Source organism: Kluyvera intermedia, from assembly GCF_034424175.1.
GTDB classification, from domain to species: domain Bacteria; phylum Pseudomonadota; class Gammaproteobacteria; order Enterobacterales; family Enterobacteriaceae; genus Kluyvera; species Kluyvera intermedia.
The window spans coordinates 3625109-3638028 of the sequence record NZ_CP139986.1 but is presented as its reverse complement, the minus strand read 5'-3'; the positions used below and the strand labels follow the sequence as shown (position 1 = coordinate 3638028).

At 51.5% G+C, this 12920-nt stretch carries 15 protein-coding genes; 11 read left to right on the top strand and 4 right to left on the bottom strand.

All coding sequences use genetic code 11. The features are described from left to right. The first annotated feature begins 150 nt into the window (after positions 1-150). Both sbmA and U0026_RS17690 read left to right on the top strand, forming a co-directional pair. The gene (gene sbmA / locus U0026_RS17695; protein WP_062773993.1) at positions 151-1374 is read left to right on the top strand and encodes a peptide antibiotic transporter SbmA; all 1224 of its coding nucleotides are present in this window, start codon (positions 151-153) and stop codon (positions 1372-1374) included. Between the two features lie 32 nt (positions 1375-1406). After that, positions 1407-2513, top strand: a complete 1107-nt coding sequence (locus U0026_RS17690) for a DUF1615 domain-containing protein (protein ID WP_062773991.1) — start codon at positions 1407-1409, stop codon at positions 2511-2513. On the opposite strand, the gene U0026_RS17685 is transcribed toward U0026_RS17690, so the two are convergent. Further along, positions 2510-2812 (bottom strand): DUF2755 family protein, encoded by a 303-nt coding sequence (locus tag U0026_RS17685; RefSeq protein WP_062773990.1) that lies wholly within the window; start codon positions 2810-2812, stop codon positions 2510-2512. The genes U0026_RS17690 and U0026_RS17685 overlap by 4 nt on opposite strands. 223 nt (positions 2813-3035) lie before the next feature. On the opposite strand from U0026_RS17685, the gene U0026_RS17680 reads away from it, so the two are divergent. Next, on the top strand, positions 3036-3230 hold the full coding sequence (locus U0026_RS17680; RefSeq protein WP_062773988.1) for a DUF2754 family protein: 195 nt from the start codon (positions 3036-3038) through the stop codon (positions 3228-3230). Positions 3231-3259: 29 nt separating this feature from the next. Here U0026_RS17680 and ddlA read toward each other — a convergent pair whose 3' ends face one another. Next, positions 3260-4360, bottom strand: a complete 1101-nt coding sequence (ddlA, locus tag U0026_RS17675) for a D-alanine--D-alanine ligase (protein WP_062773986.1) — start codon at positions 4358-4360, stop codon at positions 3260-3262. 276 nt (positions 4361-4636) lie between these two features. On the opposite strand from ddlA, the gene U0026_RS17670 reads away from it, so the two are divergent. From U0026_RS17670 to U0026_RS17655, 4 genes are all read left to right on the top strand, one after another. After that, positions 4637-5836 (top strand): multidrug efflux MFS transporter, encoded by a 1200-nt coding sequence (locus U0026_RS17670; RefSeq protein ID WP_062773984.1) that lies wholly within the window; start codon positions 4637-4639, stop codon positions 5834-5836. Positions 5837-6122: 286 nt separating this feature from the next. Continuing rightward, positions 6123-6386: a sigma-S stabilization anti-adapter protein IraP gene (locus tag U0026_RS17665; protein ID WP_062773983.1), complete on the top strand. Its 264-nt coding sequence runs from the start codon at positions 6123-6125 to the stop codon at positions 6384-6386. Positions 6387-6482: 96 nt separating this feature from the next. Next, positions 6483-7892 carry an alkaline phosphatase gene (phoA, locus tag U0026_RS17660; RefSeq protein WP_062773981.1) on the top strand — a complete coding sequence of 470 codons (1410 nt, stop codon included), beginning with the start codon at positions 6483-6485 and terminating at the stop codon, positions 7890-7892. 94 nt (positions 7893-7986) lie between these two features. Then, entirely contained in the window at positions 7987-8322 is a 336-nt protein-coding gene (locus tag U0026_RS17655) for a PsiF family protein (RefSeq protein ID WP_062773979.1), read from the top strand. Positions 8323-8376: 54 nt separating this feature from the next. On the opposite strand, the gene proC is transcribed toward U0026_RS17655, so the two are convergent. After that, entirely contained in the window at positions 8377-9186 is an 810-nt protein-coding gene (gene proC / locus U0026_RS17650) for a pyrroline-5-carboxylate reductase (RefSeq protein ID WP_062773978.1), read from the bottom strand. A 172-nt stretch (positions 9187-9358) separates the two neighbouring features. Between proC and U0026_RS17645 the strand changes: the two genes are divergently transcribed. The 4 genes from U0026_RS17645 (at position 9359) to ppnP (ending at position 11929) form a co-directional block, all read left to right on the top strand. Beyond that, the gene (locus U0026_RS17645) at positions 9359-9811 is read left to right on the top strand and encodes a YaiI/YqxD family protein (protein ID WP_062773976.1); all 453 of its coding nucleotides are present in this window, start codon (positions 9359-9361) and stop codon (positions 9809-9811) included. 272 nt (positions 9812-10083) lie between these two features. Further along, positions 10084-10608: a shikimate kinase AroL gene (gene aroL / locus U0026_RS17640; protein WP_062773974.1), complete on the top strand. Its 525-nt coding sequence runs from the start codon at positions 10084-10086 to the stop codon at positions 10606-10608. A gap of 281 nt (positions 10609-10889) precedes the next feature. Further along, positions 10890-11567 (top strand): AroM family protein, encoded by a 678-nt coding sequence (locus U0026_RS17635; RefSeq protein ID WP_062773972.1) that lies wholly within the window; start codon positions 10890-10892, stop codon positions 11565-11567. 77 nt (positions 11568-11644) lie between these two features. Next, positions 11645-11929, top strand: a complete 285-nt coding sequence (ppnP, locus tag U0026_RS17630; protein ID WP_062773970.1) for a pyrimidine/purine nucleoside phosphorylase — start codon at positions 11645-11647, stop codon at positions 11927-11929. Between the two features lie 40 nt (positions 11930-11969). On the opposite strand, the gene rdgC is transcribed toward ppnP, so the two are convergent. Beyond that, positions 11970-12881, bottom strand: coding sequence for a recombination-associated protein RdgC (gene rdgC, locus U0026_RS17625; protein ID WP_062773968.1), 912 nt, complete (start codon positions 12879-12881; stop codon positions 11970-11972). Positions 12882-12920: the final 39 nt, after the last annotated feature.

The following is a 12920-nucleotide window of genomic DNA, read 5'->3' as shown; positions in this document are numbered from 1 at the left end:
AAATGTAGACCCCGGCGAACTCTGCCGACATTTTCCGGTCTGATTGCCCGGTAACATTGCCTAATACCTCTTTACGGTAAAAATGATCCGTAGCGGTATTCTGTTGTCACAGCACTAAACAAAACCATAAGAAGTTAGCAGGAGAGCACTATGTTTAAGTCTTTTTTCCCAAAACCGGGGCCGTTTTTTCTCTCGGTGTTTATTTGGGCACTGGTTGCCGTTATTTTCTGGCAGGCGGGCGGCGGTAGCTGGCTGCTGCATATTGCTGTAGCGGGCAACGATGTACCGATTAGTGCACGCCGCTTTTGGTCACTGAACTATCTGGTTTTTTATGCCTATTACCTGGTGTGCGTAGCGCTGTTCGCTGGCTACTGGTTTATCCGCAGCCCGCACCGCTGGCAATACTGGTCAATTCTTGGTACCGCCCTGATTATCTTTGTGACCTGGTTTATGGTGGAAGTCGGGGTTGCGATCAACGCCTGGTATGCACCGTTCTATGACCTGATCCAAACCGCGCTGGCCTCGCCGAACAAAGTTTCGATTAACCAGTTCTATCAGGAAATCGGCATTTTCCTCGGGATTGCATTAATTGCTGTTGTCATTGGCGTACTGAATAACTTCTTTGTCAGCCACTATGTCTTTCGCTGGCGCACGGCAATGAACGAATACTACACCGCGCATTGGCAGCAGCTACGCCATATTGAAGGTGCCGCGCAGCGTGTGCAGGAAGACACCATGCGTTTTGCCTCCACGCTTGAAGACATGGGTACCAGCTTTATTAACGCGATTATGACGTTAATTGCATTCCTCCCTGTGCTGGTGACTCTCTCCGCGCACGTCCCAAATCTACCGATTATCGGTCATGTGCCTTATGGTCTGGTGATTGCAGCCATCGTCTGGTCGCTGATGGGGACAGGTCTGCTGGCGGTGGTAGGGATTAAACTGCCTGGCTTGAATTTTAAGAATCAGCGCGTTGAAGCTGCGTATCGTAAAGAGCTGGTTTACGGTGAGGATGACGCGAATCGTGCCACGCCGCCTACGTTGCGCGAACTGTTCAGCGCGGTACGTCAGAACTATTTCCGTCTCTATTTCCACTATATGTATTTTAATATTGCCCGCATTCTGTACCTGCAGGTGGATAACGTTTTCGGTTTGTTCCTGCTGTTTCCATCGATTGTTGCCGGTACCATTACGCTCGGCCTGATGACGCAGATAACCAACGTCTTTGGTCAGGTGCGAGGCTCTTTCCAGTATCTCATCAGCTCCTGGACTACGCTGGTGGAACTGATGTCCATCTACAAACGTCTGCGCAGCTTTGAACGCGAACTGGATAATAAAGACCTACAAGATGAAATCGTTCAGCCGCAGAGCTAAGCGATAACCGTTTATTTTGATAAGGATAGCTCATGGCGATTGCCGTAACGCGTTATCGCTCTTTACCCCTTGCGCTGTTGGCCGGTGCGCTTTTAAGCGCCTGTACCAGCCAACAGGCACCACAAATGAAAGCAGGGGAAAAACCGGTGGATGTGGCAAGCGTCGTGCGGCAAAAAATGCCTGCCAGCGTGAAGGATAAAGAGGCCTGGGCGCAGGCGCTGGCGAAAACCTTTGACAGCCAGAAGCTGGCACCGACCGAGGAGAATATCTGTTCGGTGCTGGCGGTTGCACAACAGGAATCGAACTATCGGGCCGACCCGGCAGTCCCTGGGTTAAGTAAAATTGCCTGGCAGGAAATTGACCGTCGTGCTGAGAAAATGCATATCCCGGTCTTTCTTGTCCACACCGCGCTGAAAATCAATTCGCCGAACGGCAAAAGCTATAGCGAGCGGCTGGATAACGTGAAAACGGAAAAACAGCTTAGTGCCATCTTTGACGATTTCATCGATATGGTGCCGATGGGGCAAAAGCTCTTTGGCTCTCTGAATCCGGTACATACCGGCGGCCCGATGCAGGTCAGTATTGCGTTTGCCGAAGATCATCAGGACAACTATCCATGGAAGATGGATGGCACCGTTCGCCAGGAAGTGTTTACGCTACGTGGGGGACTCTGGTTTGGCACCTATCATCTGCTCAATTACCCGGCTAATTACAGCGCGCCTATTTATCGTTTCGCTGATTTTAACGCCGGTTGGTATGCCAGCCGCAATGCGGCATTCCAGTATGCGGTCAGTAAAGCCACTGGGGTAAAACTGGCACTCGACGGTGACGTGGTGCTTTACGGGAGCGATAAACCGGGCAGTACTGAAACGGCGGTCAGAAAACTGGCAAGCAAGTTATCGATGAGTGACGCTGAAATCCACCGTCAGCTTCGTCAGGGCGACAGCCTGGCCTTTGAAAAGACCGCGTTATACAAAGGGGTCTATAAAATTGCTGAGCAGAAAGCGGGGAAACCGCTGGCAAGAGAGATGTTGCCGGGTATACAACTGGAAAGCCCGAAGATCACCCGTAAATTAACCACCGCATGGTTTGCCAAACGGGTTGATGAACGTCGGGCTAAATGCATGGCACTCAATTAATCGTGATGACGCAGACGGCGCATCAGCGAAACAATGCCCAGGATGGCGCATCCGGCCAGGAATGGCACCACGCCAAATAGCGTTCCCACACCCAGACCCATCTCCACGCGTGGACGACCGGTGTCCTGCATTTGCATCAGGTGTTCATAGACGCCCGGTGCATGCAGCACCAGCGTTAACAGCTGCGCACCCACCGAAAAACAGAGCAGAACGAAAAGCGCATAGGCCAGATTGCCAGAGGTGGAGGACGTCCCCTTTTTTTTGCTGAACATGAGCTTTGATAAGGTGAAATCGGTCATTGAGACCTCCAGGATAACGTGAACACAGACGATTTCGTGATACTGGAGTCAGTGTGGCACTGGACTGCCTAGGCAAACATCGGATTTATGGTAAATTTTGAGCAGGAATAGTCCTGGTTTCACCCCCGCCGTGGAAAATTTTTTAACATTCGCTAATTGCTGTTTACACCACAGACGCGGATGGCGGTTTATGGCATCATCACTTTTTTCTTCGGGAGTTGCTATGAACCTGCCTGCCAAAATTCGCCGTGACTGGCACTACTACGCGTTTGCGATCGGTCTGATTTTTATTCTTAACGGGATTGTTGGCCTGCTCGGATTCGAGGCGAAAGGCTGGCAAACTTATGCGGTGGGGATGGTGACCTGGGTTATTAGCTTCTGGTTGGCTGGGTTTATTATTCGTCGCCAGGAAACGTAATTCGCTTCCCGGCGACGCCGGGGGGTTTGTTAACCGTTCATCGACGTTTTCAGCGCTTTATCCGCCTGATGACGCTCTAGCGCCAACTCAATCAAGCGGGTAATCAGCGAGGTGTAATCCAGACCGCTAGCCTGCCACAGTTTTGGATACATGCTGATGTTGGTAAAGCCTGGCAACGTATTGATTTCATTAATCACAACGTCGTTTTCAGCCGTCAGGAACACGTCAACACGCGCCATACCGCAACAGCCTAGTGTCTGGTAAGCATCGACAGCAACCTGACGGATTTTATCGTTCACCTCGGCGGAGATCGCCGCAGGAACGACCACTTTCGCCCCATTGTCATCAATGTACTTGGTGTCGTAGGCGTAGAATTCGCTGTTCAGCACAATCTCGCCGCAGGTACTGGCCTGCGGGAAGTCGTTGCCCAGCACCGCGCACTCAATCTCACGCCCCTGAATACCTTGTTCCACCACGACTTTATGGTCGAACTCAAATGCCAGCGCCACGGCTTGTTGATATTGCGCGGCATCGTTAACCTTGCTGACGCCGACGGAAGAGCCCTGATTGGCCGGCTTCACAAACAGCGGTAGCCCCAGCGTGGTTTTAATTTCTTCAAAAGTAAAGCTGTCGCGATTGCGGCGTGTCAGGGTGACGAAGGGGGCAATCGACAGCCCGGCATCGCGCAGCAGACGTTTGGTGACGTCCTTATCCATACAGGCGGCAGAGCCCAGCACGTCAGAGCCGACAAACGGCAGATTGGCCATTCGCAGCATGCCTTGTAAGGAACCGTCTTCGCCCAGTGTGCCGTGAACAATCGGGAAGATAACATCGATCGCTTCAAGGGGTTTACCGCTGGAAGCGTCGATCATCTGCTGGTGTTCTTTACCCGGAATATGGGCGAGGGTGGTGTCGGAAGGACGTAATGCGATACGGGCAGGATCCTCGGCATTAAACAGGTAGTTCTGGGCATCGCTGATATGCCATTGCCCCTGCTTATCGATACCCAACAATACGACGTCAAAACGCGTCTTATCAATCGCTTCTACGATGTTCTTCGCGGACTGCAAGGAGACTTCGTGCTCCGCTGATTTTCCACCAAAAACAATGCCAACCCGCAACTTTGCCATTTCTCATTCCATCTGTTCTAAATGCAAAGCACATAACATATCACGGGTATTGCAGCGCATCTGCCTTTTCCATATCGAATGGCACGATTAACGTGCGACGGATAAGCATAATTCACTGCATTAATGCCGTCACTGTGTGATGTTAATCACGAATGAGTCGTAAGTGACCGATAAAATTCTGAAATAATGGATTAAGCATCTCTGACAATACCGCGTAAACGGCAACTTGCTAACCTGTGGACTTGTTTCCGCAAAGTGAATTTACGATATCTCGTGATGGAATCCTGGAAGGTTAATCTTATTTCCGTTTGGCTCGGTTGTTTTTTCACCGGCCTGGCGATCAGTCAAATTTTGCCGTTTTTACCCCTGTATATTGCGCAGATGGGGGTGACCTCGCATGAATCACTTTCAATGTGGTCAGGCTTAACGTTTAGCGTCACTTTCCTGGTATCGGCGGTGGTCTCTCCGATGTGGGGCAGCCTGGCTGACCGTAAAGGCCGTAAACTGATGCTCTTACGGGCTTCGCTCGGAATGGCGATTGCGATTTTGCTGCAGGCCTTTGCGACCAATGTCTGGCAACTGTTTATCTTGCGCGCGATCATGGGGTTAACCTCCGGCTATATTCCCAATGCGATGGCGCTGGTGGCCTCACAGGTGCCGCGTGAACGCAGTGGCTGGGCGCTGAGCACGCTCTCAACTGCGCAGATTACCGGGGTGATTGGTGGGCCGTTGCTCGGGGGATTTCTTGCTGACCATGTTGGGCTGCGGATGGTGTTTTTTATCACCGCCTTTCTGCTGCTGGTCAGCTTTATGGTCACGCTATTCTTAATTAAAGAGGGGCCACGACCACAGCTGAATAAAGGCGAGAAGCTCAGCGGTAAAGCGGTATTTGCCTCGCTGCCCTATCCAGGCCTTGTGATAAGTCTGTTTGTCACGACAATGGTGATTCAGCTTTGCAATGGATCCATCAGCCCTATCCTGACGTTATTTATTCAGTCGATGTCGCCCGACACGGGCAATATTGCATTTTTAAGCGGCATGATTGCCGCCGTACCGGGTGTCTCCGCGCTGATGTCGGCACCTCGTTTGGGTAAACTCGGCGATCGTATTGGTACCGCGCGTATTTTAGTCGCTACCTTAATCTTTGCCGTCGTGCTCTTTTTCGCCATGTCGTTTGTCACCACGCCGCTCCAGCTTGGCATTCTGCGATTTATTCTTGGCTTTGCCGATGGCGCAATGCTACCTGCCGTGCAAACCCTGTTGCTCAAATATATTAGTGAGCGCGTTACCGGGCGCATTTTTGGTTACAACCAGTCGTTTATGTATCTGGGCAATGTCATTGGGCCGTTAATTGGCGCGTCGGTATCGGCGATGGCTGGATTCCGTTGGGTCTTTATTGTGACGGCGGTGATTGTCCTGATCAATCTGTGGCAATTAGCGGTGATGCTGCGTCGGACTCGACCCGTTCGTCAGTAATATTGCGTAAAAGGAGGGAATAATGTTGATACCATTATTCCTTCTGGTCAGCATTATTATCCATAAGTAATAGCAATATTTTGCCAGCAAAACGTTTCGATGACCTTTCAAGAAATCAATGCCATGAAAATCATGGGGATTATATTTTTACCTGTTGGTATTGCAGAATTGTCTGGATATTGTAATTCTATCCCCCTTGCTTTAGGGGAATAGAACCGGAGTGCTTATCGGTCTATTTATTTCGGGGCCGACTCCCTGCCCATCTGTCATACAAGGATAACGTGCGATGAAAAACTTCATTGCTGAACTGCTGGTGAAACTGGCAGAGAAGGAAGATGAAGCCAATGCATTACGCATTCAGGTTGATGCGCTGGAAGTGGTGGTCACGACGCTTTTGCAGCATATGAAGCAGGAATCCCAACAAACGTTAGAGAGCAATATTGCGGCGACGCTGAATAAGCTGGAACCTGCGGAACATGATGTCGATCATAATAATGAATTATTATATAACCATGTTAAACGGTTATTTCTCACCTACGAAAATCAGTAGGTAAAACAGCCTCTGGCGCTGTCATTAAACTGTCACGCTTTTTTCTTACAGTCTCCATGTTTCCTTTTTTAGGTATTTATACATGGAGAATCTCAAGTGAAATACAGCGCAATTTTTGCCGCAATATTACCTCTGTTAAGTCTGTCAGTTGCACATGCCGACAGCGATATGACCGTTCTCGATAACCGCGCAGCGCTTGGGGATATAACCCAGCAGGGCGGCGCTCGCCGTTTATCTGCGGATCAAACCGAGGCCATTCGCGTATCGTTAAATAATAAGCAGGCAAAGAACGTTATTTTGCTGATTGGTGACGGGATGGGGGATTCGGAAATTACCGCCGCGCGTAACTATGCACAAGGTGCTGGTGGTTTCTTTAAAGGGATTGATGCACTGCCGCTGACCGGTCAGTACACCCACTACGCGCTGGATAAAAAAACCGGTAAACCGGACTATGTCACTGACTCAGCGGCTTCGGCAACGGCCTGGAGCACCGGGGTGAAAACCTATAATGGCGCGCTGGGGGTGGATATCCACGAAAAAGACCACCAGACAATCCTCGAGCTGGCTAAATTAGCGGGTCTGGCGACCGGTAACGTCTCGACGGCAGAACTGCAGGACGCCACGCCTGCGGCACTGGTTTCTCATGTCACTTCGCGCAAATGTTATGGCCCAAGCGTCACCTCAGAAAAATGCCCAACCAATGCGCTGGAAAAAGGCGGCAAGGGATCCATTACCGAACAGCTGCTCAATGCGCGTGCTGATGTCACGTTAGGCGGTGGGGCGAAAACCTTCGCTGAAGCGGCGACGGCGGGTGAATGGCAGGGCAAGACATTGCGCGAGCAGGCCGAAGCGCGCGGGTATCAACTGGTGAACGATGCCACAACGCTTGCCGCTATCACTCAGGTAAATCAGGATAAACCGCTGCTGGGACTGTTCTCCGACGGTAATATGCCCGTGCGTTGGGAAGGGCCAAAGGCCTCGTACCACGGCAATATCGATAAAGCGACCGTCACCTGCACGCCAAATCCGAAACGCAATGAAAGTGTGCCAACGCTGGCGCAGATGACCGATAAGGCCATCACCTTGCTGAGCACCCATGAGAAAGGATTCTTCCTGCAGGTGGAAGGGGCGTCAATCGACAAGCAGGATCACGCGGCCAATCCGTGTGGACAGATTGGTGAAACGGTCGACCTGGATGAAGCGGTACAAAAGGCGCTGGAATTTGCCAAAAAAGACGGCAACACCCTGGTTATCGTGACCGCCGACCACGCTCACTCCAGCCAGATCATCCCACCGGATAGCAAAGCGCCGGGGCTGACTCAGGCACTGAATACCAAAGACGGTGCGGTGATGGTGATGAGCTACGGTAACTCGGAAGAAGAGTCGATGGAACATACCGGGACACAGCTGCGCATTGCGGCTTATGGCCCGCATGCGGCGAACGTGGTGGGGCTTACCGATCAAACCGATCTGTATTACACCATGAAAGCGGCTTTAGGGTTGTAATCACGCTAATCCGGCGGCGAATTCACGACGCCGGGTTGTTTTAATGTCTTTCTGAGACCAGACTTACGGTGACTTCTCACGAAAGGATGGTGTAATGAAAACGACATTAATGGTGACTCTGCTTTGTGGTCTGTTTGTTGCGGCTTCAGCTTCTGCGGCGACGACAGCGACGGCGACGGAGAAAACCCTGACCCCTCAGCAACAGCGTATGAGCAGCTGTAACCAACAGGCGACCGCCAAAACGCTTAAAGGTGATGAGCGTAAAACGTATATGAGTACCTGCCTTAAAGGTGCAGGTGCTGCTGCCGACGGTAAAACACTGACACCACAGCAACAAAAGATGAAGGATTGTAACGCGCAGGCGGCTCAGAAGACCTTAAAAGGCGACGAGCGTAAAACCTTTATGAGTACCTGTTTGAAGAAAAGTTAATTTCCATTCTATGGTAAGTCAGTTTGACCCGGCGCCATTGCCGGGTCACAGCGCTTACGACTTGCTCATCTTCTCAGATTTTTCCATACATTTTGTCATCGCTTCGATGACGGCAGAACGGAAGCCTTTCTCTTCAAGAACTCGCACGGCTTCAATGGTGGTGCCACCCGGTGAGCAGACCATATCTTTCAATTCGCCCGGATGTTTCCCGGTTTCCAGCACCATCTTCGCGGAGCCCATCACCGCTTGCGCGGCAAACTTATAAGCCTGCTTGCGCGGCATACCGCCCAGCACGGCGGCGTCAGCCATCGCCTCAATAAACATAAACACGTAGGCCGGGGCGGAACCGCTCACGCCAACAACCGGGTGGATCATGGCTTCGGCAATCTCTTCTGCTTCACCAAAGCAGCGGAAAATATTCAATACGTCGGCAATATCTTCCGGCGTGACCAGCGCATTCGGCGTGACTGAGGTCATCCCAGCGTTCACCAGGGAAGGGGTATTCGGCATCGCACGAACAATCTTACGGTCATGGCCCAGCGCACGCGCCAGTTGCTCTAAAGTCACGCCAGCGGCAATGGAGACCACCAGTGAGTCTTTGTTCAGACTGGAGGCAATTTCACTGAGAACCTTCACCATAATACCGGGTTTGACCGCGCCAAAGACGATATCCGCCACCTGTGCCACTTCCTGCGCACTTTGCGCAGCGTTAATGCCATACTCATCGCGCAGTGCGGCGACTTTATCCGGCGATGGGGTATAGACCCAAATCTGTCCAGGAAGTACCTGGCCGCTAGCAATCAGGCCGCCAAGAATGGCTTTGCCCATATTTCCGCAGCCAATGAAGCCAATTTTCTTCTCCATCACGTCTCTCCCTCTGTCGGTTTTTATACGTAGTTTACTGTTATACACGCAAATTCGCTCAATTTGCAGTAAAGGGCCATGAGTGTGGTTCAACGGGTGTGCACTTTATTACGCCATCGCGGCGGCTTACCGTATAATCTCGCTTAACGTTCCCGTGTAGAAGGAAGTCGTGATGACGATTTGGGTGGATGCGGATGCGTGTCCTAATGTGATTAAAGAGGTGCTATATCGCGCCGCAGACCGTACGCAGATTGAGTTGGTGCTGGTGGCTAACCAGTATTTGCGTGTGCCGCCATCGCGCTACATACGTGCCATGGTCGTGCCGCAGGGCTTTGACGTTGCCGATAATGAAATCGTCCGTCTTTGCCAGCCGGGGGATTTGGTGGTCACTGCCGATATTCCGCTGGCCGCAGAAGTGCTGGAAAAAGGCGGTGCGGCGCTGAACCCGCGTGGTGAGCGCTATAGCCACGCAACTATCCGCGAGCGCTTAACCCTGCGCGACTTTATGGACACTATGCGCTCCAGCGGTATTCAGACCGGCGGCCCCAGTGCGCTTTCCCAGCGCGATCGCCAGCAGTTTGCCGCAGAACTGGATAAGTGGTTGTTGGCGGTGAAGCGCGCTTGACAGGATTTTTGTCACCAGAGTGTGTTACCTTTTGCGGCGTCATCCAGCTTGTCAAAGCCAGATAGTTTCATGTACTGTTAGCGCAACGCCATGTGGCATCTTTTTTTTACGCTTTGAGGTGAGTTATTATCAGCCTGAGATGGCGGTAAATATCTTAAAGCGATCTTCTTGTAATCTTAAGTTTACACTTACGTGTGTACTAGTTTGGTGATATGATCCACGCTTCAAATGCTCGTCCCGCACATTCGCATCATCAGGGGGAATTCCAGGTAATGACACAGCCTATTTTTCTTATCGGAGCCAGGGGCTGCGGAAAAACAACGATAGGTCAAGCGCTTACCCATGCCTGCAATTTCCGCTTTGTGGATACCGACCTTGCCTTACAGCAGCAATCAGGTATGAGCGTCGCGGATATTGTGGCCGCAGAAGGCTGGCCGGGATTCCGCGCCCGTGAAACGCAAACCTTGATCGCCGTTACGCAGCCGGGAATGGTCGTCGCCACCGGTGGCGGAATCATCCTCGCGGCGGAAAATCGTCAGTTTATGCGGCAAAATGGCATTGTGGTCTACCTGAATGCGCCGGTGCCGGTATTAGCCCGTCGACTGGAAGCTTTTCCTGAGGCGGAACAGCGTCCAACGCTCACCGGTAAGCCGATAAGCGAAGAGGTGGCCGAAGTGCTGGCCCAGCGTGATGCACTTTACCGTGAAACGGCCCACTATATCGTTGACGCCTCTGCGACGCCTGACGAAGTGGTGACGCTTATCCTTAACTCCCTGTCTCTGGTGACCGCCAGCTAGCAGGGGGCACCTCCTGTTTTTGCCAAATCTCGCTTATCTTCCCGCATTGACTGCCGATATAGCCATAAATTAATCATGGCTATTTTGGGCATAAATCACATTTATCACTTATCATTAATGTTATGTAAAAGTTAAAATTAAGTTATATCAGGAGAGTGCTGGAAATAACTGGAATCTTTACATTCAGGCCGGAGGATCCGCTGCTACGCTTTTGAGCGGTATTTTTCATCCATCCAGGTGGCTATTGGTAAAGTGAACAATTGCGAGGCAAGGTAGATAACATGAGTGCAACGATGGCGATTCTAACGATTGGGGTAGTGCCCGTCAGTGAAGTATTGCCGCTTTTAACCGAGCACATCAGGGAAGATCAAATCACCCACATGACCTTATTGGGGAAAATGAGTCGTGCGGAAGTGATGGAAGAGTACGCACCAGAACCCGGTGAAGAGCGCTTATTAGTCCTGTTAAAAGATAACCAGTTTGTCGAAGTTTCTCGTCTGAAAGTCGAACACAGCCTGCAGGCGGTGATCGAGGTACTTGATAATCAATCCTATGACGTCATTCTTTTACTGAATACGTTCAAACTGCGTGGCATGGTGGCACGTAATGCGATGCTGTTAGAGCCTCAGCGGATTATTCCGCCACTGGTGGCTTCTATTGTTGAAGGGCATCAGGTCGGGGTACTTGTTCCGGTAGAAGCTATTTTAAGTGCCCAGCAAGAAAAATGGCAGATGTTGCCAAACTCACCTTACTACGCGCTAGCAAACCCCGTCCGCGATAGCGATGAACATCTGATTTCAGCGGGCGGTTCACTGCTGGAGCAGGGGGCGGACGTCCTGGTGCTGGATTCGCTTGGCTATCACCAACGCCACCGGGATCTACTACAAAAAGCGCTGGATGTTCCGGTTCTCTTATCGAATGTGCTGGTCGCCAGGCTGGCCGCAGAATTATTGTGTTAAGCGTATGATTTTGCGTGACAGGCTTCTGTTCGCAACCCTATATTGGTTTTTTACGATAAGACAATAAGGGCCTGTTTATGCTTCAGAGCAACGATTATTTTGAAGGAAAAGTGAAATCTATCGGTTTTACCAGCAGCAGCACGGGTCGTGCTAGCGTCGGCGTGATGTTAGAAGGCGAATACACCTTCGGTACCGCCCAGCCAGAAGAGATGACCGTGATTAGCGGCGCGCTGAATGTGCTGTTACCGGGTGAAATTGAATGGAAAGTTTATAGCGCCGGGGAAGTGTTTAACGTGCCGGGCCACAGCGAGTTTAATCTTGAGGTTGCCGAACCCACTTCTTATCTGTGCCGCTATCTGTAATAGATTCCCTTCCTGTTATGGCAGGAAGGGAAACGTAAGCTTAACGCTGGGCTTCGCCGCCTAACCCTTCGACCAGGCTCTTAATTAACGCTGCCAGTTCGCCGGTCATCAGGATAAAGTCTGCATCGAAACGCTGGGCGTAATCGTCACGGTCAATATCTTCGTTCTGATCGCGTAGTTCGTCACAGAATTTCAGACGTTTGATCGAACCGTCGTCGCACATCACGAATTGAATACGTTGCTGCCAGTCGAGCGCCAGTTTGGTGACCAGCTTGCCCGCTTCAATGTGCACGGCAATCTCATCGCAGACCAGATCCTGTTTCTTCGCGCGGATCACGCCGCCATCTTCAAGGATCGCTTTGAGTTCCGCTTCATCAAGCAGCTGGAAGCTCTGTGCTGCCGTGCCGGAACGCACCCATTCGGTCAGGGTCAGTTCAATCGGATTCTCCAGCGTCAGCGGAACCACCGGCAGCGAGCCGAGGCTTTTACGCAGCAGTGCCAGCGTATCTTCCGCTTTTTTGGCGCTGGCGCAGTCGACCATGATCAGATCGTTAACGGTGTCGATCCACATCATTGTCTGGCTGAAGCGGCTGAACGCGCGCGGCAGCAGAGAGTGCAGCACTTCGTCCTTCAGGGAGTCTTTTTCCGTCTTCTTCAGTTTGCGACCCTGATCGGCTTCCAGCTTCTGGATCTTGGCTTCCAGCGCTTGTTTAATCACCGGGGAGGGTAGGATCTTCTCTTCTTTACGCGCACAGACGATGATCTGACCATTGACTTCATGCGTCAGCGCATCGCTGTGTGAACCCATTGGCGATACCCAGCCGGTTTTGGCCATATCCTGGCTGCCGCATGGGGTGAAGGTCATCTCAGCGAGCTGTTTTTCCATCTCTTCCACGCGTAGGGAGACGTCGCGGCTAAGACGATAAACCATTAAATTTTTGAACCACAGCATGATAATTTCCACGGTGTTATCGTTAAATCAGCGGGCAAT